Origin of the sequence: Ochrobactrum sp. A-1 (assembly GCF_022488005.1) — a bacterium.
In the GTDB taxonomy this organism is placed as follows: Bacteria; Pseudomonadota; Alphaproteobacteria; order Rhizobiales; family Rhizobiaceae; genus Brucella.
The window spans coordinates 1-21237 of record NZ_JAKVQC010000008.1 but is presented as its reverse complement, the minus strand read 5'-3'; the positions used below and the strand labels follow the sequence as shown (position 1 = coordinate 21237).

The following is a 21237-nucleotide window of genomic DNA, read 5'->3' as shown; positions in this document are numbered from 1 at the left end:
ACATGGCGGAGCTGGACGACGACAGGGAAGGAATCGAGCCGGAAGCACTGGACGAGGACGCCGGCGATCCGGCCGCCGCGTTCGACGCGCTACGGCGCACGATCGAGACGCAGGGCGCGCAGATCGGCGCGGAAATGACCGTGATGCGGCGCGGGCTGGAAGCGGCCTTTGACCAGCTCGAAAAGATCGAGCCGGCGCAGGACTATAAGCCCCAGCTCGCCCAGCTCGTGCAGGCGCTCGACAATGTTGCGGAGCGGATGCACGGCGTAGAGCAATCGCCCATTCTCAAGCAGGGCGCGCAGCACTATGCGGCGCTCCTCGAGCGCAGCGGCGAGGCCCTGATACGCACCGCCGCGCAGCAGCTCGAGCGGCAGGCGGCCGACCTCGAGCGCGCCGGCCGCAATCTTTCGGCGCACGTCGCCAGCGCGCGGGAGCGCGATCGTCAAAATTGGTGGCTTGTCGTCGCCTTCGCTATCGGCCTGCTCGCCGGCGCGCTGGTGATGCTGTTCCTTCCGCGCCTGTTGCCGTTCTCGGCCGCGCCGCGTGTCGCCAGCGTCGTCATGGGCGAAAGGCCGTGGCAGGCCGGCATGAGCCTCATGGCGTTCGGCAGCCCGGAAGCATGGCAGCGCGTGGCGTCGGCCGATCAGCTCCTTGAAGTGAACAGGGAGGCGGTAGCGGCTTGTTGGGAGGCCGCGCGCACGGCCGGCGAGGATCAGCGTTGCACCATCACCGTGAAAGCGCCGGGGCAATAGATTGCTGCCCCGGCGTGAAGTTCAGAAGGCGAACTTAGCCTGGCCTTTGTCTTCGACAGGGCGCAGCCGGGCATAGGCAAGAAGATCAGCGATCGAGCCGCCCTTGTCTCGCCAGCCATAGAAGGTGTCTTCCCCGAGAAGGACATAGTGCCATTCGGAATCGCTACGCTGTTCCGGAGGAAGGGCGTTGATCCGGTCGCACCATGAAACGGCGGCCTTGCGCTTGCGCAGCACGTTCGGGCTGGTGAGCTGGCCTTGTGCCTTTGTTTCCACCAGATAAATCGCGCCGCTTGCTCTCACGAAGAAATCCGGCGAATAGAACGCCGGAAGCCCATCTTCCTTGATGTATCGCAGGCGCGCGAAGGTGTGTTTCTGCTCGTTGATCTTGCAGAAGGCTTCAACGCTGGCGTCACGCTCGCAGGTTTCCATAAATGCCAGTTCAAGGCCGCCGTTCCGCGAGGGGTAGGGAAGGCGCAGATAGATAGCTTTCTCGACGGCCAGCGATGACCCCTCCCGCATGGCGAGCTTGGGCACTTCCGAAAGACGCCGATGCGCGACCTCGGCATTGGCGACAATCACGCTGTCTTCCGCTTCGAGAATGGCGCGCGCCCACACCTTGATAATGTGCTCTGTCACCGGGTCGATCAGCAGGACGCGCCAGTTCTCATCCGTGAGAGGGTCTAGCTCCTGGCCGAACAGGTGCCGACGAATGAAGGTGTCGATGCCCTCGGCCATCTCGGCCCGGTTTATCTGGATATAGGGGAACTTGCTGGCGTTGGCGAAAGCCTTCGAGCTGTTTGTGGTATCCGTCAGGGTGACGGCTTCCGTGATCCGGCGCGTGATCCGGGCCAGGTAGTCATTATATCCCGTCGCGGTCATCACGCCGCCATGCACGCGATAGTCGCCAAAGCGCGTTTTCGCCTGCACGTCTTCGGAATGGAACTTCTCGCCCTGGCCGATCTGCCCCTTGAGTTGTTGGAGCGAAAACGATCCGAACGGCGCGAGGCTCGAGGGGTCGATATGGGTATCTTCCAGCGCCTCGACCTGTTCCCGCAGGATGAAGGGTATGGCGAAATCGTATTCCTCGAAGCCCGGCCGGAGGCCAACCGAGATCAGGTCGCCGGTCGAGCTGCCATTCGCCTCGTCGTCGTCATCATCTGCTTCAGCCGCCAAGCCTTCCTGAATCAGCTCGTCATAGAAGCCCTGGAACGCCGGATGCTCCACGATCGAAAGAATGTCGATCATGTTGGAGGGTGTCTTTCCGCCGCGAATGAGCTGGCGGTTCTCCCGCTTTATGTCGTCGTATTCATTGCCGCGCCACATCAGACGCAGGCCGCGCCCGATCGTCTGTTCAAGCAGGATGCCGGCGCTCGATGCGCGCAGCGGGACAATGACGCAGATGTTGTTCACGTCGAAGCCTTCGCGCAGCATGAGCACGCTCACGATGACGCGCGGGGATTTGTGACGGTCCACGTCGAACAGGCGTTCGCGCAGCACCTTCCATTCGTCGGGCTTCAGCTCGCCCTTGCGGTTGGAATCGACGCGCAACACTTCGTCGTCGGCCAGCCCTTCGAGCTGCATGAAATCGGCAACAAGGGGCGTCACCGTGGTATCCTCGCAGACCACCAGCATTTTTGGATGCTTGTCCGGGTCGAGGGCGGCGAAATCGGTTTCCAGCTTCCGGAGCTTGGTCAGGCCGGCGCGCAACATGATACGCTGCCCTTCGGACAGCATGGGGTTGCCGTTCTCATCCCGATCGGCCTTGAAATCCAGTTCCTCATGGCTCAGCGCGCCGATTTCGGAGCGTTTGTCGAGGACAAGGGATTTGACCAGGCCGGTGCGCATGGCCGTCTTCAGGTCGAAATCAACGGCGATGTGCGGGAAATAGGATTTCCGGCTGTTCCGGCCAGTCCCGACCTCGTTATAAGGCGTGGCCGAAAAGTCCACCTGGACGAAGCGGCGGCCCTTGGGTTCCGCGATCAGGTTGAGGCTCTTTTGCCATTCAACCTCCGTCACCTCGCCTTCCCGCTTGAACTCGTGGATATGGTGCGCCTCGTCGTTGAAGACCATGAGCGCGGGCAGGTCTTTCAGGTAGGAGAGGATGCCGCCGCGCTCATAGCGACGGTTCAGCACGTTCAAATCATTGCCTTGGTTGGTGCCGGGCGTCAGGGGAAGGATGCTTTGCACAACGGCTTTCGGATCGGCGGATTCACCCGGCGCGGTGATTTCCTCATCTTCAAGCGGTTCGCCTTCTTCCGACAGCACATGCCAATTGGAAATGGCGATGATGCCGCCGGCCGTGACCTTGCGGCCAATGTCCTCTTTCGGGCAGACTGCCCCTTGAACGAAGCGGAAAACTTCATCCCGGTAGGAATCGGGAATGAACAATTCTTGGAAGACCGACAGGTCGGAAATCGAGAAATCGCGCTTGCCGTCACGTTCCTTCCCCATGAAGGCGTCAAGCAGCCGATCGTAAACGATCAGGCCGGGGGCTACGACGAGGAAGTTTTTGGTGTAGCGGTCGCTATCCGGCGCGCGGTTCGCATTGAGAATCTGCCAGACCATAAGGGCTTGCAGCACCCAGGTCTTTCCCGTTCCGGTCGCCATTTTCAGGCAATATTTCGGATAGGCGTTTTTCGGCGCGCGGATGATTTCGGAATCTCGCGTGCTGGTCAGCATCACGTCAGGGGCGGCGATCTGGTAGAGGTCTTTCAGGGACGCAATGCCCAAAACCTCATGGGCATAGATCACGTTCAGCAGGGCTTGCCGCTGACCAGGATGGAAGTTGAAGGTGCGGGCGTCCTGAAATTCAGTCTGGAACCACCATTTCAACAGCTCGGCCGTGATCTCCGAGACATGATCTAGGATAGGTGCTTCGCCGCTTTCCAGGCCGGCGCAGGCGTCTTCGACCTTGGCGGTCAATCCCTTGGCAAGCGAAAGATCGTTGATGCTCGCCATCATGCCACCTCGATTGTCGCTTCGGCCTCGAAGCCGAACACATCGACCACGCGCACGCAGACGCGGCGCGGGCCGGCCTTTTTGGGAAGGCCGGTAAGCCGGGCCGTGGTGACGACGCGATAGGCATCGGCATCGTTCTCGGTGTTTCCGCGATAGTCCTGCCACACAGAGCGGAACACCTCGCCGTCATAGTCAGGATCGACGCTCCAATATTCTATCAATGCCAGCGGATCGGCGTTGATGACATTTTGCAGTTTTTCCCGGTTGGCCTCGTCAAGGTTCAAAGCATCGGGTGATAGCAGCACATAGTTGGCGATCGAAACAGAAAGGGCTTCATTGTCGCCCTGACGGTCGCGCGCGATTGAGCCGAGCTTGAGATATTGTAGCGACGAGAAACGCACTTCGTCGGCTTTGAGCTTGTGCCCCTTCTTCTTCAGCCGGTCGAGCAGATCGGGCGGGATCACAAGCACTTCCAGTCGGTCCCCCTGCCCCAGTGCCTCAATGTCATGGCCGATCGTGGGGGAGAAATTCCATCCTAGGATAACGACCTTATCCCACCCGCCCATGAGGTTGTCGCGGATTTCGATTGCACGGCGCAGCGTGGCGAGGCCGGTCATCTTGTTGGGGCTGTCCGCGAGGACGAGCGTTTTGCTTCCTTGAATCCGACCCATGTTCTTGTTCGGGTTTTCCTCGACGGGCAACGGAAGCGCGCCATAGAGGCCGAGCACGATTTCAGCCAGATCACCGATGCGGAAGCGGCTCCCCATCGTGGAGCGCATCTGTTCAACCTGATAGTCGCCAATGTGCTGATAAAGAAACGGCTTAGCATCGAGGTCGATGAGCCGCTTTCTCATAATCATACAGGCTGGTTTGCCTATATCTGATACGACCCATTTGCGGTTATTTGCTTCCGCTACGGCCGCGACCACCCCAGAGCCTCCAAAGAAGTCGGCAACTATGGAGCCGGGCTTTGAAGCTGTTTTCACGATACGCTCAATGAGTGGCCACGGTTTTTCGGTGTCATACCCTACCCTTTTGCGCCCATCGACAGGATAACGGCCAGCAATAGCCATCACCCACCAATCTTCAGGAATTTTCCCCTTTTCTTCCAAGCTGTAGTCGTCAGCTATAAATCCAGAGCCTTCTAATCCGGACTTGAAATTCCCAAGTGTCTTCTCACTATGCTTCTCACGAATATCTTGGTCCTGAAAAATCCATTCATCGGATTTTGAGTACCAAAATATCGTGTCGTGTTTCCTATTGTATTGGCGCATTCCGGGCGATCCGGGGCCGTGATAGCACCAGACAATTTCATTCCGGAGGTTTTGTTTTCCGAAAATTTCGTCCATTAGTATTTTAACGTAATGACCAACATGCCAGTCAATATGTGTGAATATTGACCCTGTTGGGCTAAGTAATTCGCGCATTAACGATAGCCGTGGAACCATAGAGCGCAGATATGAAAATGCACCGTCGCGCCAAGTGTCTGTATATGCAAACTGCTCAATAATAGTTGGCTTTTGACTTATAAGGATATTTCCAGTTTCACTATCAAATGACGGTAATTTAACAGATGTTCTATAGTCAGCCTTACTATCAAATGGAGGATCAATATAAATTAAGTCGATTTTACCTCTAAGCGATTCATTGTCTTCGCTTCCGGCAAGCAGCGCAGCGATTGCAAGAAGATTGTCGCCGTAAATTAACCTGCTGGCATGATCGCTTGGGGTGTCTTTAATTCCGGAAAACAGATTTTTCCAATCTGTATCTTTCGATGGAATAACAAGCTCGCGTGTTTGGAGTCCGAGGCGATAGTTGCTCTCGGCACGCTCTATAACGCGCTCCGCTTCCTTCTTGCCTTCCGCGACGATTGACGGAAGTTGTTCTAGCAAACTTTTCATACAAAGCCCCTACCCGCGCTTTGCGCGGCTGTATTCCTATTGTCGCCGGTTCAGATCAGTGCCGCTTGCGGATCGAGCGGCTTACCCTTGAAGGGCGCGACGTTGATTTCCCCTTCCCGCTTGCGGGCCTGGGCAATGTCATAGCTGTTCTGCATCCGCATGAGCGTATCCATCGACACGCCGAAAGCCTTCTCGACCCGGAGCGCCATTTCCGGGGAAAGATGCGCGCGCTCGTTCAGCATGGCCGACAACGCCGCCCTCGTAACACCTAGAACTTGCGCCGCGCTCGTGACCGAAAGGCCAAGAGGCTCTATGATCTCACTTTTGACGAAGCCGCCGGGGTGGGCGGGGTTTTTCATACGGATGCCCTGCATCGCACTCATAGCCACCTCCTAGTGGTAATCTTCATAGTCGAGGTCGATGATCTCGATTTCAGTTTGGTCGATCCGGAACGTGATCCGCCAGTTCTTGGTAACGAACAGGCTCCAGGTGCCTTTTCGATCGCCGGTGAGCTGATGGGCCTTCCAGCTCGGGACCGTGCGCAGCTCGTCTTCCCGCTCCATATCTTGCAGGAAGGTGACGATGCGACGGACTTTCGGCACTACGGCCGCCTGCAAGCCGGTGGCGTCATCATCTTCGATGAATCGGCGCAACCCCTTATGGACCACGTTTCGGATTCTCATGTGCCGTCACTATCAGGCTGAAACGTATAGTGTCAAGCGACGCTATACGTTTGCGTCATTTCATGGCCTTGTCGCGTAAGTCGTAAAACCTGCAACAGATCGGCCACCCCCGGAAAATCAGGGCTTTTCGTGTCGCATGTCTTTGTCGCAAGTGATAGAAAACTTGCGACATGATTTGCGACAGGGGGAAGCCGTGAACCGCCAACCAGATTCCGACGCCGGCCGCGTGTTCATCGGCTATGCCCGCGTTTCGACTCGCGGCCAGGACCTCGATGCGCAGCGGGCCGCCCTGGGCGCGGCCGGCTGCGTCCGCATCTTCGAGGAAAAGGCTTCCGGGGCGAAGCGGGACCGGCCCGAGCTGGCGCGGATGCTCGACCATCTGCGCGCCGGCGACGTGGTGACGATCACCAGGCTAGACCGCCTCGCCCGATCGACCGGCGACCTTCTGGCGATCGCGGAGCGGATCAAGGAGGCCGGCGCTGGCCTGCGTTCGCTGGCCGAGCCGTGGGCCGATACCACGACGCCGGCGGGGCGCATGGTGTTGACCGTGTTCGCCGGCATCGCGGATTTCGAGCGCAGCTTGATCGTGGAGCGCACGAGCGCCGGCCGGATCGCGGCGAAAGCCCGAGGCGTGCGGTTCGGGCCGTCCCCTGCCCTGTCGGCCGAGCAGATCGCGCACGCGCGCCAGCTCATCAGGGACGAGGAAAAGCCGGTTGCGGAAGTCGCCCGGCTCCTGAATGTGCATCGCGCCACCCTCTACCGGGCGCTTGAGAACGCATTAACGTGAATACGCATTGACGTAACCACGTTTAGTTGCCGGCCCTAGAAGTAGTGCCTTTCGCGCCCCCTTACGCAAAGGGTTGCAGAATCGGGCGGTTTCGGGTCTTTCTAGTAACGATGAAAAGCGATTCTGATAGGATTCGGAGGGACGTGGCCGCGCACCGACAAAGGTTGCGAGAGGCTGGCCGCACCTTCGTAAACACCGATCTTCCCGTTGAGCTGGTCGCGCGACTTGACCGGATCAAGGAAGAACGGGGCGCGTCATCGCGCTCGCCGATCATCGAGGAAGCGTTGAGGTTCTATATCGAAGCGAAGCAAGGGACATAACGGCAAAACGCCCGACCGTTGGCGCGGTCGAGCGTTTTTGTAGGCCGTCAGACACACCGTAGAGACGGGGCCAAAGCTCTCCCCTTATCTACGCTACAGCACTCCAATCCGCAAGATTGATTCTTGCGGAAAGAGGGAAGTCGTGCCTGCCGTCCGCGCCGTCATGTCCTTCAAATGGAAGGATGACAGGCATGTTGAGGACGCAGATCGCGGCCGCGATCGGCTGCGCGCGCGTAAGCGCGCTTGATGAGATCATGCGGGAGGTATGGACGCGCTACAGCGCTGGCCAGCTCACCGAGGAAGACGCCGGGCAGCTCTCCACGCTCGCCCATGAGCGCCGCGAGGCGTGGCGGGGATCGGGACAGGCCGGGCTTGGCCTGGTCATGCCCCCGGCCGAGCGATGCCCGACGCCAGTTCGCCGGCATAGCCATATCCGGGGACGATCGGAGGGCCGCATATGGCGGCCGACGACGCGCAAGGACGTGCAGGCGATCTTGAAGGCGGCCGAAATCTACAACGAGGCCGGCTTGCACGAGAAGGGCGAGCGCAGCGGGCCGCTAGGATCGGTGGCGCTGGACGTGCTGCGGCTGTTCGTCAATCTCATCGACTTCCGCACCGGCCGGCTTGAGCCGTCAATCACCACGATTATGGATCGGCTAGGCCGGTCGCGCGATACGATCGTGCGGGCGCTGAAGAACCTGCGGGCGCATGGCTTCATTGACTGGCTGCGGCGCTATGAGCCGACCGGGAACGAAGGGCGCGGCCCACAGGTGCAGCAGGCCAGCAACGCCTATCGCCTGTCCCTGCCGGAGAAGGCCCGGCAGTTCCTTGGACGGTTCGGCAAGGCCCCTCCCCCGCCCGCCGATCATGGACAGGATCAGCGGGCTTGGAGCGAGGCAATCGACGCCTACAAGACCACCCTGCCCCTCGATGAGCGAACGCAGATCGACGCCGGCGATAGCCCGCTAGGACAGGCCCTTGTGCGCATGGCGAAAAGCTTCATGAAACGTGAGTCCGATAACCAGACTGAATCCCCATCTGATCTTTATCTAAGAGGGAAAACATAAGCGGTCGCCGCTGTTCGGGCCGCTTTCGCGGCCCTGCGGCGGTTCCGATTCGCTTATAGGGCGGATCGGAAAGCGGCACCATCACCGCCCAAACCGCACCGTTCGCGCCTGCGGCCAGCGTCCTATGGGCATTCGAGAGGGAGTGAGGGACAAGGTCGGCGCTTAATTATTTACGTTAATACGTATTAACGTGTAAACGTATTACCCTGTTAGAAGGCGATGGCGGCGGCCGGGAAAACGTGCTAGAGTGTACACAATTCAACACACGGAGGCGTTTCCATGACCGCCAGCACCACCATGACGATTCGGGTTAGGCCCGATGTGAAAGAAAAGCTCGACCGGATCGCGAACGACACGCAGCGAAGCAAATCCTTCCTCGCCGGCGAGGCCGTCGCCGCCTATGTCGATCGCGAGCTTGAAATCATCGACGGTATCAAGCGCGGCATGGCTGATGCGGCGGCCGGCCGAGTGATCCCCCATGCGCAGGCCGTCGCGGAAATGCGTGAGGTTATCGAGGAAGCGAAGCGCCGGAAAGCCGCGCGCGGATGAGGCCGGTTGTCTGGTCGATTGAGGCGCAGCGGGATAACCTCGAAATCCTGCGCTATATCGCAGAGGACAACCCATTCGCTGCCGAACGGGTCGTGGACGCGATCGAGGACGCCGGGAACAAGCTCGGCGAATTTGCGACCGGCCGGCCGGGGCGGGTGAGCGGAACCTATGAAAAGTCCCTCGCCCGGCATCCCTACATCATCGCCTATGAGCTGCGGGACGTGGGGGGCCGGGAAAGCGTCGTGATCGTGCGCGTCATCCACACGTCGCGCGACTGGCTGGCCGAGGAATGGCCGCACTAGCTTAAAGACGTAGTAACGTCCTTAGCTATATGTTTTAATACGTATTCACGCAAAGAAGGATTGACGCATGAACGTCATTGCGTTTTTGAGCCAGAAGGGCGGGAGCGGAAAAACCACGCTTTCGGTTCATACCGCCGTGGCGGCCGAGGCGACCGGCGAACGGGTTTGCGTCATCGACGCGGACCCACAGGAGAGCGCGACCGCATGGGCGAGCGCGCGGGAAGCCGGAACGCCGATCGTGGCCACGGCGCAGGCCGGGGAGCTGGACGCCGCGCTTAGGGCGGCCGAGGGCGAGGGCATGACCTTGGCCGTAGTGGACGCCCCGCCCCATGCCGCCCCGGCGGCCGGCCAGATCGCCCGAAGGTCGGAGCTGGTCTTGATTCCGGTCCGACCGTCCGCGTTTGACCTCGCTGCGGTCCCGGCCGCCGTCGAGATCGTGGCGGCCGCGAAGGTGCGCGGCGCGTTCGTCCTGTCTGCCTGCCCCTTCCGTGCGCCCGAGATCGGGGAGACGCGCGCGGCGCTGGAAGCCTACGGACTGCCGATCGTTCCCGGCGAGATTACCGACCGGCGCGCGTTCGCCCGCGCCGTCACGACTGGCAGCGCCGTGACGGAGTTCGAGGCCGAAGGGAAAGCAGCGGAGGAAATCCGGGCTTTGTGGGCGTGGATTAAAAGCACGTTAGAACGTAAATAGCTGAATACGTAAGCGCGTATTGAAGGAGCGAAACCTATGGCAAAGAAAGCAACCGGCCTCGCGGCCTTCACCCGCCCGAAGGCCGGCGCGGAGGCCACCAGCCTTGCAGCGATCGAGGACGATCGCCCGGCCGTGGAAATCCCGACGCCGAGGCGAAAGAGGGGAGGGGGCGAGACTGTCGCGCTTACGGTCAAGGTCCGGCGATCGGACTGGCAGCGCCTTCGCCAGCTCGCGGATGCAGAGGGGACGACAATTCAGGCGATGGCCGAGGCCGGGCTTTCGGCGGTTCTGGCACAGCACGGATTGCCGCCGATCGAGCCTTATGCACGTTGATACGTAAATAGCTAAATACGCTAATGCTTGCGTGTGTGGCCCGCCCCCCCGGCCGTCCCTACGGCCCTAGATGATGAGAGCGGGCCGGCCGGGGGGCTGTCGTCGCGGCCGGGCGTTTCCCTGAATAGAGCTTGCACCAGGTCGGCGGTGGATCGCGGCGCAAGCCGCGCCGGCACGGAGGCGAACGCGCTCCCCAATAGCGCCGTAGAGAGCCGGAGGGCCGTTCGTAACAAAGTCCCGGCGCAAAGCGCCGGGTCCGCTTCCTGTCACGTCAGGCAGCGTCATACAGGCCCCGAAACTCGGGATCGGCATAGTAGGCGAGCTTTCCGGCGACGATCGGCCGTTGCCCGGCGAGGAACAGCAATTCGACATGCTGCGGCAGGTTGCGGACCTCATCAGGGCGTCACGACACGAAAGTGTTGGATCTGTCCGACTTTTGAGAACGTATGGTGATCACGCTGCGAGGATAGATGTTTCGCGCCGCAATGGCCTGAGATCAACGCCGTCTGTTGGGGTCCAGATGTAATCGCCGGTGAGACTGATGTGCTGCCAGCCGAGTGGGGTAATGTGTTTGATGATGTCAAGCGGCGTGGGAATGCCCTCGCGGTTGAGCTCGGCGAACGCCGGTTCGAGATAGAGTGTGTTCCAGTAGACGATGGCGTTGATTAGCAGGTTCAGTCCAGATGCTCGGTAGAACTGGCTCTCGAAAGTCCGGTCGCGCAATTCTCCGAGGCGATTGAAGAACAGTGCGCGGGCCAAGGTGTTCTGGGATTCGCTCTTGTTGAGGCCGGCCGTCGCGTTCCTGCGCATTTCGGGGTTCTGCCACCACTGGGGCAGAAAGATGGACCGATTGATGCGACCGAGATCGCGTAGCGCCAACGCCAGTCCGTTCTGGCGTGGGAATGCGGACAGCTTTGCCAACAGGGTCGAAGGCCGAACCTGCCCGGAACGGATCGTCGTGACCAGCCGCAGGATGTCGTTCCAGTTTGCCTTGATCCGCTCGACGTTGATGTGCTCGCCAACGAGCGGCGCCAGGTTTTCGGGAGGCGCGTCGCCCGGGAAGAGATAGAGCTTGCGATCCTTGAGACCGCGCAGCCGAGGCACAATCTGGAAACCAACGAGATGGCAAAGGGCGAAGCTCATATCGCTTACCCCGCCGGTATCGACATAGTGGGTTTCGATGGCGAGATCGCTGCCATGATAGAGCAGTCCATCGAGGACATAGATGGCTTCGCTCGCATTGGCATTCATGGCGATGATGTAGAAAGCGCCGTACTGGTCAGAGGTGAACCGGTAGAATTTGGCGCCGGGGTTGGGACCATAGCGGCCGTTGAGGTCGCCGATCGCCTCGGCGTGTCCGCCCGCCGGAAAATACTGGCCATCGGAGGATGACGTTGTTCCATCGCCCCACAAGCTTGCCAGAGGCAATTGCCTCTGGGCGTTGACGAGAATGGCGTGCGCGGCCGTGTAACCTTCCTCGCGAATATGCCAGTCGTGCGCCCAGGCGAGTTGGCGCATCGTAATGCCGGGGGAAACGTCCGCCATTCTCGTGAGACCGAGATTGATGCCGTCCGCCAGGATGGCGGTGAGGAGCGCAAGCTTGTTGTCGGCCGTCCGACCGCTGCGCAAATGGGTAAAGGCGTTCGAAAATTCCGTTCGGGCGTCAACCTCGAGCAAAAGGTCAGTGATGCGGATCGCAGGCAGACGGCTTTCCACCTTTAGCTTCAGCGACTTGGCGATATCCGGAAACATAGCCTTGTGCGGCGTGACGCTAAACCCCGCCCCGGTCAGTTCTACATCGTCGAGCTCGCCGGCTGCGGCCAGACGCGAGAGGTCAGCCAGTCCATCGTTCAGCAGCTGGCGCTGTTGGCGAAGATAAGTCTCGACATCGGTATCAACGGCGATTGGAAGCGCTCCTTCCTCACGCATCAGCTCGAATGTCGGCGTGGGAATGAGAAAGCTTTCGAAAGACTGGAAGCGTTTGGCTCCTTCCACCCAGATATCGCCCGCATCGAGCCGGCGCTTCAATTCGCTGAAAAGGCAAAGCTCATAAGCCCTGCGATCAATCTTTCCATCTTTGAGTATGAGAGGCATCCAGCCCTTCGGCGCAAAGGAGATCGGTGCCTTGTCGGGTATGGTCCTTTTGCCCGTACGATATAGACCCGCGACCACGGATAGCGCCCGCAAGAGGTTCGCCGCCACTGCGTGACCGCGGAACACGAGAGTGGAGAGAAACTGTGGCGCCAGTTTCCTGATCGTCGGATAGCGCTGGAGCATTTCGATTTTACCGTCGATAACATCCGGCGCGATCAGCGTATCAACCGCCTGGACACTGGTTGCAAAAGCTGGCCATTGGATGACCAGATCAAGCGCTTTGGCCATGTCCTCACCCTTCTCTCTGGCCTTGATGATCGCATGGCAGACTTTTGAAACGTCCTTCAACGGCGTCTGCACTTCCCGAACGGATCGGGTGACGCGAGCAGCCGCCTGGTTATTGGCTCGCCGCGTCAGGATGCCCATGAGTTTCTTGAACATGTCGATCGCGCAATCGGTGAGATGGCGGGAAAGGTGGAGCACTGTTGCAGCCAGGACAGCATGTCGGCGTTCGGTGTTAAGGTCGCGCAGATGCTGCGCGCTCATTCGCGTCCCCTCTGCAGCAAATTCGTCAAAGACCTTGGCCGGAATTCGATCCATCAACGTCGTCGGCAGGTTCAGAGACCGGAGAAAACGAATGCGCTCGGCAATTCTGTCGAGGTTGACGGCGGCTGGCGACAATGCCGGCGTTCTCGCCCAGGCAAGAATGGTCACGCTTGTCCCCTCACGCGGATCGAGAAGCTTGTCCAGATCGAGCTTTTGGCCTTCTGAGATCCCGCCGGCCAAGGCCCGATGAGCAATACGAATGCCGCGCCTGATTGCCACATGAATGATGGCTTCGAGCGCTGGCCGCGCTGGCAAAAGAATTCTCCTGCGTCGCAGTTCTTCCACGACCATATCCGCCAATACATCGGCCTGGCGCAGGGTTTGCGCGGCAGGTGTCAGCCAGCCTGTGAGTGCCCGCACGTCCGAAGGCACAAACGGACGCATCTGCATTCTGTAGAAAAGCAGGGCCAGATGCTCGCGCCGCGTCTGTGGGCGCTCGAAATAACGATCGATCTCATGGTGATCGACGCCGATCTGCCGCGCCAGAAATCGTAAGACGCCAGCCGGCAGGACCTCGCCATCCGCAAGCGGTCGGCCAGGGTATCGTAGCGTGGCCAGAACACAGGCGAGGCCCAGTCTGTTCGAGGCCTTGTTCTGTCGCATGATCAGGTCGAGATCCGATCGATCCAGCGTGTAATGTTTGGCGATCTCCCTTTCGTTATCCGGGATGATCGTCGCCTGTTGCCACCATGCCTCGCTCAGTAATGCTCTTCGCGCCATTCTCTGATCTTCCCGTTTCGCCGCGGAGAGTGCAGCGAAACGGAAAATGCGTGTCCGACAAACGAACGTTTCGCGGCATCCACAGTTCTTGTCCGCAAACCTTGTCATGAAACGGCAAATCGGACAATGTCCGAATTCAACGGAAAAACGGACAAACCACGTCTCATGACCTCTATCGGCTATGCAAGGGTCTCCACCGGCGAGCAGGACACCGCCCTGCAACTCGACGCTTTGCGCAAAGCAGGTTGTGAAAGGCTGTTCGAGGATAAGGCATCCGGCGTGAAGACTGACCGCCCCGGATTGGCTGAGGCGATCCGCTACGTTCGCGACGGCGACACGCTCACAGTCTGGAAGCTCGACCGCCTCGGCCGGTCGATGAAGCACCTCATCGAGATCATCACCGAACTGGAGGCCAAAGGCGTCGGCTTCCGATCCATCACCGAAAACATCGACACCACGACATCCGGCGGTCGCCTGGTCTTCCACCTGTTCGGCGCGCTGGCACAGTTCGAGCGCGATCTGATCCGGGAACGAACACGTGCCGGTCTGCAAGCCGCAGAGGAACGCGGCCGACGCGGTGGCCGACAAGTCGTCGTAACCCCGGACAAACTTGCCAAAGCCCGCCAGCATCTGGCGGCCGGTTTGAACGTCCGGGAAGCCGCGGCCCGCGTGAAAATAGGGAAAACCGCCCTCTACGAAGCTCTCAAGGCCGAAAAAGCAACGACAACCACGGTCAAACCAACCTGAGTTCCGGATACGTTCTTAAAAGTCGGACAGATTCGCCACTTTCGTGTCGTGACGCCAGGAAGGTGCCGGCGCGTTGGCCGTAGGTGGCGCGGAGCTGGTGAACGTCCTGCAGGATGGGCCAGAGCTGGACGCCGTAGCCGGCCATGAGGCCCATTGCGCGCTCGACGGGGGCCAGATGGCCGAGGGCGGCGAACTCATCGAGCAGATAGGCCCTGTCGGCTCGAAGCTGGGATTTTGGCCAAGTTGAAGAACGAACCTAGAACGCCAGTTATCGGCAGGGCAATCTGCATGCGACCATGGGGTCGCTTGGTCTTGTGTCCGCAAGAGGATCGGTCAACGGACACGCTTTCCGCTCCATCTCGAAAAGCCGAAAACCCTTGCTGCGCCTGATAAGCGTTTGTCTCATATGAATGGTACTATATTTCTTGCATTGAAGGAGCCCCTTACGTTACAGATTCGGGCATGATGAACGCTCTCATCGGCTACGCCCGCTGCTCGACCGATAAGCAGGACCTCGCGGCACAGAAAGACGCCTTGCTGAAGCTCGGCGTGGCTGCTGATCGCATTTACACCGATCGCGGCTTTACCGGCACAAACCGGGCCAGGCCGGGCCTGGATCAGGCGCTCGCGGCGGTGCGCAGCGGCGACACACTGGTGGTGCCCAAGCTCGACCGGCTTGCCCGCTCCGTGCCGGACGCCCGAGCAATAGGGGATGAACTTTCAGGTCGGGGAGTCAAATTGCAGATCGGGGGGAGCGTCCATGATCCAACCGATCCGATGGGCAAGCTGTTTTTCAACATCCTCGCCACCTTTGCTGAATTCGAGGCCGACCTCATCAAAATGCGAACGCGCGAGGGCATGGCGGTCGCGCGCGCCAAGGGAAAGCTGCGGGGCAAAAAGCCGAAGCTTTCCGATCGTCAGCAGAAGGAGTTACGCCGCATGTACGACACTGGCGACTATTCGATCAGCGACCTTGCCGAGGTTTTCTCGATCTCACGACCGACTGTGTATCGGACGCTCATGCGTCATGCTTCGGCGAATGGGGTTCGTGATCAGGCGCAGTGCTAAGCTGGATGATTGGGCTTCGTTACTTTCGAGCCCGTTCTGAGTCCATCCCTGCGTCTCATCAGCGCTGCTTGCGGAAATACTGGTAGAGATTGTTGAAGACCGGAGCGCCCTGAGCGATGCGTTCCTCGTCGTCCGCATGAGCCATGGCGATGCCGGCGATCAGCCCAGCAATGCCCATGGCTTCCTCGCGGCCGAACTTGCCGTCCTTCAGGTCGATGTCGTGAACGATCTCGGCGATCGCCTGCAGTGCCGGGTCGTCGAGACCGGCGCGGGCAAGCAGCACCTCGAAACTGCAGCGGTCGCCCTCATGGGTGATTTCGCCTTCGAACATGTCGAAGCGCAGTTCCCCCGGCTTCGGGATATAGCCCTTGCCCGGCACGAAGCGGATGACAGCATCCGGGTCGATGAAACGGCGTATCAGCCAGCTACAGGCGATGCGGTCGATAAAGACGCCCTTGCGCGTAACCCAAACCCGTCCCTTGAGGTCTCGTATGTGCGCGGCCTCCGGCTGCTTCTCAATCATGTCTTTATCCTCCACCAGGCGCGCTTCGAGTTCCGCGATGGCGCCTTCGACCGACAGGCGGCCGCTTGCCCCGAAAAAGTCGATCGCCGCGAGGTCGGCAAGCCGCTTGCGCAGCCGGCCGAGCTGGCTACGCGCCTCGGCCGCATCCACCTCTGGCTGATCGAGCTTTGCCACGAGCGCTCGCGCGTCCCTGGCGATCTCGTCGTAGTCGGCGTCGCGCGCCGCATCGAACAACGCCCGCACCTGGTCGTCCGAAAAGCCGTCGATCAGACGCGCCTCGCAGACGATGGCTTCGCCACCGCCCTCGACGATCTCTTTCAGGAGCCACGCGAAGTCCTCCTGCGTCTCGGCGGTCGCAGGCAGCGCGTAGACGGTGCTCTTGACCGCGACTGCCCCGATGCCCTGCAGCCGCCGCCAGACCTTCACCCGGAAGTAGGCCGGCTTGGTCGGGATCTGATGAATCAGAAGAAGCCACTTCGCTGCGGATTGGCTCGAAATTACGTCATTTTCCATATTGATACCGTATCATTAGGACCATACAATGCAACAAGTGTATCAATTCGATTGACCAATTGAAGGTTTTCCTTATCCGAAGAGGCCTATTTCTACATGACTCAGACGCCCGACCTTGCCGGTAGCAATGCTTCTGATCAGCAAGAGCTAACTGTGCCCACCCTATCGCAATGGCAGATTTTCGTGCGCTTCCTGCGCTTTGGCCTCCTCGCATGGGGTGGACCTGTCGCGCAGATTGCGATGATCCGGCGAGAACTCGTGGATGAGGAGCGCTGGATCTCCAGCGGTCGGTTCAATCGCCTCCTTGCTGTCTATCAGGTGCTGCCGGGGCCTGAGGCGCACGAGTTGTGCGTTCATATAGGCATGCTTCCGGGCGGGCGTATGGGCGGCTTCCTTGCGGGACTCGGCTTCATGCTGCCGGGCTTCCTCCTGATGTTCGCTTTGTCGTGGCTCTATTTCACGATCGACATCACGCAATCGGCTTTAGGCCCAATCTTCCTTGGCGTTCAGGTTGCAGTGATCGCGCTGATCGTGCGCGCTGTCCATAGAATTGGGGGGCACGTGCTCCTCGACAAATGGCTCTGGGGCATCGGGATCGTGAGCGGTGCCGCAGCATTTCTCGGAGCGAGCTTCTGGATCACGCTTCCGGCAGCAGGGTTGGTCTACGCCTTCGCCGTGCGAAAACAGCATGCACTTGCGGCCCTCACCTTGGTAGCCGCCACCGTGCTCACTGTCCTGGTCGGGCCAGAGAGTGCAACAGGCCTGCTCGACAGCGCCCAGCAAAGCACAGCGCTCTCCGATGGATCGATCGCGCAGGACGCGTCGCTGGTGGGACTGTTTCTCTCTGGCCTCAAGGCCGGTCTCCTGACCTTTGGGGGAGCCTACACCGTCATTCCGTTCTTGCGCGACGACGCGGTGGGAAACGGCTGGATGACGGACGCCCAATTCCTCGACGGTCTCGCCCTGTCTGGAATCCTGCCCGCACCGCTCATCATCTTCTCCACCTTCGTCGGTTATTTTGGGGGCGGTCCGCTCGGCGCCATCGCCATGACGATCGGGATTTTCCTTCCAGCCTTCGGCTTTTCGCTGCTCTTCCATGAACGTCTGGAGAGCTTGGTCGAGAACAAGACGCTACACAGCTTCCTGGAAGGCGTATCCGCAGGCGTTGTGGGTCTGATCGCCGCGACGACGGTCGAACTCGCGCTTGTCGTCGTCGACCGGCTACCGTCGTTGCTTCTCGGCGGGGTGATCTTCGCGCTCGCTCTGGCCGTCCTCTATCTCTGGAAATCCAGGGTGAACGTCGTTCTGGCCGTTGTCGGAGCCGGCTTTCTGGGCTGGCTCGGCTTCGGCCTCCTCCTTGGATAATACGCAACACGAAGGAGAGATCGCATGAAATGGATTACACGGGAACGTCCGGTCATCGACCGTATCGCCTGCCCCTGGCTTGTTGCTCGGTTCATCGACAAGGAGCCTGAATTTCTGTTCGTGCCGCCGGACCGGGTGGTCGCCGCCGCCGAGGAGACCGGCGCCATCCCCTATGACGTTCCGGGCGTCGAACTCACCCATGTCGGGGACGGCTGCAGTTTCGACGCCTTCGTCGCGAAATACGACCTAGACCGCGATCCGGCGATCAAAACCATCGCCGCCATCGTGCGCGGCGCCGATACCGACCGCCACGATCTCACGCCGCAATCGGCCGGGCTGCTGGCCATTTCGATGGGGCTGCGGGACCTCACGCCCGACGATCAAGAGGTCCTGAAGCACGGCTTCGTGATCTATGACGCCCTTTATGCCTGGGCGTCCCAACGTCAGGCGGAAACCCATAACTGGCCACCCGCTGCATGAACACTATCGACCGGCCGGATGTCAGGCGGCTTTCGACGCTGCGTGACAATCCGGCCCGGTATTCCAGGAGAGGCGGCTGATCGAGGCGGGGAGGCGCCAACAGAGGAGTTAGGCAATGAAGAAAATGATCTTCACGGCGTTGATCGCCGCGATCTCGCTCGCAACACCGGCTCTTGCCGATCCCGACTGGCAGGCAGTCGGAAAGGCGCTCGGCAAGGAGGGCACTGTTCAGCCGGACGGTATCTATCGGGTGGGACTGCCCCGCTCAGACCTCAAAGTCCTGCTGGACGGTGTCGAGATCAAACCGGCGCTGGCGCTCGGCACCTGGCTCGCCTTTCAGCCCATGGGCGACACGGAGGCAATGGTGATGGGCGACCTGGTGCTCACGCACGAAGAGATTAACCCTGTGATGAAGGTGCTGGCCAAGCACGGGATCGAGGTCACTGCACTTCACAATCACCTGCTGCGCTCCGAGCCGGCAACGATGTACATGCACGTGAGCGGGCACGGCGATCCGGTGAAGCTCGCCGCCGCCCTTCATGCCGGCTTGGTGGAGAGCAAGACGCCGCTCTCCACCGCTTCGGCTGGCGCGACGCCTGCCCCGGCGGCGATCGACCTCGACACTTCAAGCATCGATCAAACGCTGGGCCATAAGGGTAAGATCAATGGCGGCGTCTATCAGGTCAGCATCCCGCGGGCGGAGCCGATCAAGGACGGCGGCATGGAGGTTCCCGAAACCATGGGCTCGGCGATCGCCATCAACTTCCAGCCGACCGGAAAACGGCAAGGCCGCGATCACCGGCGACTTCGTGCTGATCGCGGCAGAGGTCAATCCGGTTCTGCGGGCACTGCGCGAGAACGGAATCGAGGTGACCGCCCTGCACAACCACATGCTCGATGACGAGCCCCGCCTGTTCTTCATGCACTTCTGGGCCAATGACGACGCGGAAAAGCTGGCGCAAGGGCTGAGGAGCGCACTCGACAAGGTTCGCGTCGCAAAACGCTGAGGAGACGCCCGAGCTTACGGCGACAGCCCTATCACGACAGGACGGAGGCTCGGAGTGAGCCCCTGGATCAAACCTACTTTGAATGGGAGATGGAACAATGCCCTTCAGCATCAAACCGCTCGGCTGCGATCCGGCGCGCATCAAAGGCATGTCGGAACGCCTCATCATCAGCCATTACGAGAACAACTACAGCGGCGCGGTCAAACGCCTGAACCTCATCGAGGAGCAGCTCGCCGAGCTCGACTACGCATCCGCGCCCGGCTTTGTCGTCAATGGACTGAAGCGCGAGCAGCTCGTCGCGATGAATTCGATGATCCTGCACGAGCTGTTCTTCGATGGCTTGGGCGATCAATGCGAGCCGGGAACGACACTGGCAGACGCGCTGGCCCGCGATTTCGGCTCCTATGAGCGCTGGCGCAGCGAGTTCGTTGCCATGAGCAAAGCGCTTGGCGGCGGCTCCGGCTGGGTCCTGCTCACCTGGTCGCCGCGCGACCGCAAGCTTGTCAATCAATGGGCATCCGACCATTGCCACACACTGGCCGCGGCGCGCCGATTCTGGCGCTCGACATGTATGAGCATTCCTACCACATCGACTTCGGCGCCAGCGCGGCGAACTATGTCGACACGTTCATGGCGGCGATCCGGTGGGAAAATGCGGATCGTCTGGTTCTCGAAGCGCAAAGCCGATAGCGGAACGGGTTTGAAGGGGCGTGCCACAGAGGGTGGAGGTGCGTTCCCGTTTATGGGATTGGCGGCCTGAGGAGGTGCACGAAAGGCAGAAACTCGGCACCAGACCTGCGCCGGAGATCCGACCCGCGACCTATCTCTTCGCGGCGCGCGCCTTGCGCGACTTCGGTGATGGCTTCGTGGCGATCCTGTTGCCGGTTTACCTGCTCGCGCTGGGATTTTCGCCGCTGCAGATCGGGATCATCGCGACGGCATCGCTGTTTGGCTCCGCGCTCCTGACGATCGCGGTTGGGCTTCTCGGCGTGTGGCGCGATCTCCGCCAGCTGCTGCTTGCCGCGACCGGTCTGATGATCGCCACCGGCATCGCCATGGCGATGGTCCACGAATACGCGTTGCTGTTGGTGATTGCCTTTGTCGGCACGATCAATCCTTCGGCGGGCAGCGTGAGCGTGTTCGTGCCGCTGGAGCACGCCGCGCTCACCCGTGAAGTGACCGACGCTGAGCGGACGAAGATGTTCGCGCGCTATAGCCTCGTCGGGGTGCTCGCAAGCGCCGTCGGCGCGCTGGCGGCAGCTATGCCCGACTTCATGGGCACCCTGGGCCTCGACAGGCTGACCGCCATCAAGCTGATGTTCGTGCTCTACGCCCTGGTCGGCGTGATTGGTGGTCTTCTTTATGCCCGCATACCGCGACGACGCCGCGCAATCGGGCCTGAAGAGGCGTCGGCGCTCGGGCCGTCGCGTGCCATCGTCTTCAAGCTTGCTGCCCTGTTCAGCCTCGATGCCTTCGCCGGCGGCTTCGTCGTCCAGTCCCTGCTCGCCCTGTGGCTGTTCGAGCGATTCGATCTGTCTTGCGCTTGCGGCGGCGGGCATGTTCTTCTTCTGGTCCGGCGTGCTGTCGGCGTTCTCGTTTCCCGTCGCAGCCTGGCTGTCGCGGCACATCGGGCTCATCAATACCATGGTGTTCACCCACATTCCGTCCAGCATCTTGCTGATGATGGCGGCCTTCGCGCCCACGTTGCCCCTGGCGCTCGCCTTGCTGCTGATCCGGGCCGCCCTCTCGCAGATGGACGTGCCGACGCGCT

Annotated in this window: 18 protein-coding genes and 5 pseudogenes; 15 read left to right on the top strand and 8 right to left on the bottom strand. The window is 60.5% G+C overall.

Annotation, left to right across the window (positions count from 1 at the left end):
- Window positions 1-2: 2 nt before the first annotated feature.
- On the top strand, window positions 3-752 hold the full coding sequence (locus tag MKS82_RS27290) for a DUF6118 family protein (protein ID WP_240579521.1): 750 nt from the start codon (window positions 3-5) through the stop codon (window positions 750-752).
- Between the two features lie 21 nt (window positions 753-773).
- On the opposite strand, the gene MKS82_RS27285 is transcribed toward MKS82_RS27290, so the two are convergent.
- The 4 genes from MKS82_RS27285 to MKS82_RS27270 are packed head-to-tail and all read right to left on the bottom strand — an operon-like array spanning window position 774 to window position 6294.
- Entirely contained in the window at window positions 774-3674 is a 2901-nt protein-coding gene (locus MKS82_RS27285; RefSeq protein WP_240579520.1) for a DEAD/DEAH box helicase family protein, read from the bottom strand.
- A 35-nt stretch (window positions 3675-3709) separates the two neighbouring features.
- The gene (locus tag MKS82_RS27280) at window positions 3710-5611 is read right to left on the bottom strand and encodes a DNA methyltransferase (protein WP_240579519.1); all 1902 of its coding nucleotides are present in this window, start codon (window positions 5609-5611) and stop codon (window positions 3710-3712) included.
- 50 nt (window positions 5612-5661) lie between these two features.
- The gene (locus MKS82_RS27275; RefSeq protein WP_240579518.1) at window positions 5662-5994 is read right to left on the bottom strand and encodes a HigA family addiction module antitoxin; all 333 of its coding nucleotides are present in this window, start codon (window positions 5992-5994) and stop codon (window positions 5662-5664) included.
- A 9-nt stretch (window positions 5995-6003) separates the two neighbouring features.
- The gene (locus MKS82_RS27270) at window positions 6004-6294 is read right to left on the bottom strand and encodes a type II toxin-antitoxin system RelE/ParE family toxin (RefSeq protein WP_025091540.1); all 291 of its coding nucleotides are present in this window, start codon (window positions 6292-6294) and stop codon (window positions 6004-6006) included.
- Window positions 6295-6520: 226 nt separating this feature from the next.
- Here MKS82_RS27270 and MKS82_RS27265 point away from each other — a divergent pair, with 226 nt between their 5' ends.
- The 7 genes from MKS82_RS27265 to MKS82_RS27235 all read left to right on the top strand — a co-directional run bounded on the left by MKS82_RS27265 (window position 6521) and on the right by MKS82_RS27235 (window position 10343).
- On the top strand, window positions 6521-7081 hold the full coding sequence (locus tag MKS82_RS27265; protein ID WP_210845950.1) for a recombinase family protein: 561 nt from the start codon (window positions 6521-6523) through the stop codon (window positions 7079-7081).
- Window positions 7082-7224: 143 nt separating this feature from the next.
- Window positions 7225-7401 carry a CopG family ribbon-helix-helix protein gene (locus MKS82_RS27260; protein ID WP_240579517.1) on the top strand — a complete coding sequence of 59 codons (177 nt, stop codon included), beginning with the start codon at window positions 7225-7227 and terminating at the stop codon, window positions 7399-7401.
- Between the two features lie 191 nt (window positions 7402-7592).
- Window positions 7593-8468 (top strand): helix-turn-helix domain-containing protein, encoded by an 876-nt coding sequence (locus tag MKS82_RS27255; protein WP_216333533.1) that lies wholly within the window; start codon window positions 7593-7595, stop codon window positions 8466-8468.
- Window positions 8469-8747: 279 nt separating this feature from the next.
- Window positions 8748-9017, top strand: a complete 270-nt coding sequence (locus tag MKS82_RS27250) for a CopG family ribbon-helix-helix protein (RefSeq protein WP_006473479.1) — start codon at window positions 8748-8750, stop codon at window positions 9015-9017.
- On the top strand, window positions 9014-9319 hold the full coding sequence (locus MKS82_RS27245) for a type II toxin-antitoxin system RelE/ParE family toxin (protein WP_210845936.1): 306 nt from the start codon (window positions 9014-9016) through the stop codon (window positions 9317-9319). The genes MKS82_RS27250 and MKS82_RS27245 overlap by 4 nt, the downstream gene beginning before the upstream one ends.
- Window positions 9320-9386: 67 nt before the next feature.
- On the top strand, window positions 9387-10010 hold the full coding sequence (gene parA / locus MKS82_RS27240) for a ParA family partition ATPase (RefSeq protein WP_210845937.1): 624 nt from the start codon (window positions 9387-9389) through the stop codon (window positions 10008-10010).
- A 36-nt stretch (window positions 10011-10046) separates the two neighbouring features.
- Complete coding sequence (locus MKS82_RS27235; protein ID WP_006473490.1) at window positions 10047-10343, top strand: hypothetical protein; 297 nt, start codon at window positions 10047-10049, stop codon at window positions 10341-10343.
- Between the two features lie 271 nt (window positions 10344-10614).
- Here the strand turns inward: MKS82_RS27235 and MKS82_RS27230 are convergent.
- Both MKS82_RS27230 and MKS82_RS27225 read right to left on the bottom strand, forming a co-directional pair.
- Window positions 10615-10743: pseudogene (locus MKS82_RS27230) on the bottom strand (type IV secretory system conjugative DNA transfer family protein); the annotation flags it as partial.
- Between the two features lie 53 nt (window positions 10744-10796).
- Window positions 10797-13763 carry a Tn3 family transposase gene (locus tag MKS82_RS27225; RefSeq protein ID WP_109614870.1) on the bottom strand — a complete coding sequence of 989 codons (2967 nt, stop codon included), beginning with the start codon at window positions 13761-13763 and terminating at the stop codon, window positions 10797-10799.
- 165 nt (window positions 13764-13928) lie between these two features.
- Here MKS82_RS27225 and MKS82_RS27220 point away from each other — a divergent pair, with 165 nt between their 5' ends.
- Complete coding sequence (locus MKS82_RS27220) at window positions 13929-14510, top strand: recombinase family protein (protein WP_109614887.1); 582 nt, start codon at window positions 13929-13931, stop codon at window positions 14508-14510.
- Window positions 14511-14559: 49 nt separating this feature from the next.
- Here the strand turns inward: MKS82_RS27220 and MKS82_RS27215 are convergent.
- Window positions 14560-14718, bottom strand: a pseudogene (locus MKS82_RS27215) (type IV secretory system conjugative DNA transfer family protein); the annotation flags it as partial.
- A gap of 254 nt (window positions 14719-14972) precedes the next feature.
- Between MKS82_RS27215 and MKS82_RS27210 the strand changes: the two are divergent.
- Complete coding sequence (locus MKS82_RS27210) at window positions 14973-15578, top strand: recombinase family protein (protein ID WP_035227952.1); 606 nt, start codon at window positions 14973-14975, stop codon at window positions 15576-15578.
- Between the two features lie 58 nt (window positions 15579-15636).
- Here the strand turns inward: MKS82_RS27210 and MKS82_RS27205 are convergent, their stop codons facing one another.
- Complete coding sequence (locus MKS82_RS27205) at window positions 15637-16614, bottom strand: chromate resistance protein ChrB domain-containing protein (protein WP_051796645.1); 978 nt, start codon at window positions 16612-16614, stop codon at window positions 15637-15639.
- 96 nt (window positions 16615-16710) lie between these two features.
- Here MKS82_RS27205 and MKS82_RS27200 point away from each other — a divergent pair, with 96 nt between their 5' ends.
- The 5 genes and pseudogenes from MKS82_RS27200 to MKS82_RS27180 all read left to right on the top strand — a co-directional run.
- Window positions 16711-17979, top strand: coding sequence for a chromate transporter (locus tag MKS82_RS27200; RefSeq protein WP_191321058.1), 1269 nt, complete (start codon window positions 16711-16713; stop codon window positions 17977-17979).
- Between the two features lie 24 nt (window positions 17980-18003).
- Window positions 18004-18459 carry a chromate resistance protein ChrB domain-containing protein gene (locus MKS82_RS27195; protein WP_035227954.1) on the top strand — a complete coding sequence of 152 codons (456 nt, stop codon included), beginning with the start codon at window positions 18004-18006 and terminating at the stop codon, window positions 18457-18459.
- Between the two features lie 115 nt (window positions 18460-18574).
- Window positions 18575-19466: pseudogene (locus MKS82_RS27190) on the top strand (DUF1259 domain-containing protein).
- Window positions 19467-19563: 97 nt separating this feature from the next.
- Window positions 19564-20156, top strand: a pseudogene (locus MKS82_RS27185) (superoxide dismutase).
- Between the two features lie 116 nt (window positions 20157-20272).
- Window positions 20273-21237, top strand: a pseudogene (locus MKS82_RS27180) (MFS transporter); the annotation flags it as partial.

Excerpts from the sequence above, each read along its gene's own strand:
- MKS82_RS27290 (WP_240579521.1), top strand. The coding sequence starts at position 3 with ATGGCGGAGCTGGACGACGACAGGGAAGGAATCGAGCCGGAAGCACTG.
- MKS82_RS27280 (WP_240579519.1), bottom strand. The coding sequence starts at position 5,611 with ATGAAAAGTTTGCTAGAACAACTTCCGTCAATCGTCGCGGAAGGCAAG.
- MKS82_RS27275 (WP_240579518.1), bottom strand. The coding sequence starts at position 5,994 with ATGAGTGCGATGCAGGGCATCCGTATGAAAAACCCCGCCCACCCCGGC.
- MKS82_RS27270 (WP_025091540.1), bottom strand. The coding sequence starts at position 6,294 with ATGAGAATCCGAAACGTGGTCCATAAGGGGTTGCGCCGATTCATCGAA.
- MKS82_RS27255 (WP_216333533.1), top strand. The coding sequence starts at position 7,593 with ATGTTGAGGACGCAGATCGCGGCCGCGATCGGCTGCGCGCGCGTAAGC.
- MKS82_RS27250 (WP_006473479.1), top strand. The coding sequence starts at position 8,748 with ATGACCGCCAGCACCACCATGACGATTCGGGTTAGGCCCGATGTGAAA.
- MKS82_RS27245 (WP_210845936.1), top strand. The coding sequence starts at position 9,014 with ATGAGGCCGGTTGTCTGGTCGATTGAGGCGCAGCGGGATAACCTCGAA.
- parA (WP_210845937.1), top strand. The coding sequence starts at position 9,387 with ATGAACGTCATTGCGTTTTTGAGCCAGAAGGGCGGGAGCGGAAAAACC.
- MKS82_RS27235 (WP_006473490.1), top strand. The coding sequence starts at position 10,047 with ATGGCAAAGAAAGCAACCGGCCTCGCGGCCTTCACCCGCCCGAAGGCC.
- MKS82_RS27225 (WP_109614870.1), bottom strand. The coding sequence starts at position 13,763 with ATGGCGCGAAGAGCATTACTGAGCGAGGCATGGTGGCAACAGGCGACG.
- MKS82_RS27220 (WP_109614887.1), top strand. The coding sequence starts at position 13,929 with ATGACCTCTATCGGCTATGCAAGGGTCTCCACCGGCGAGCAGGACACC.
- MKS82_RS27210 (WP_035227952.1), top strand. The coding sequence starts at position 14,973 with ATGATGAACGCTCTCATCGGCTACGCCCGCTGCTCGACCGATAAGCAG.
- MKS82_RS27205 (WP_051796645.1), bottom strand. The coding sequence starts at position 16,614 with ATGGAAAATGACGTAATTTCGAGCCAATCCGCAGCGAAGTGGCTTCTT.
- MKS82_RS27200 (WP_191321058.1), top strand. The coding sequence starts at position 16,711 with ATGACTCAGACGCCCGACCTTGCCGGTAGCAATGCTTCTGATCAGCAA.
- MKS82_RS27195 (WP_035227954.1), top strand. The coding sequence starts at position 18,004 with ATGAAATGGATTACACGGGAACGTCCGGTCATCGACCGTATCGCCTGC.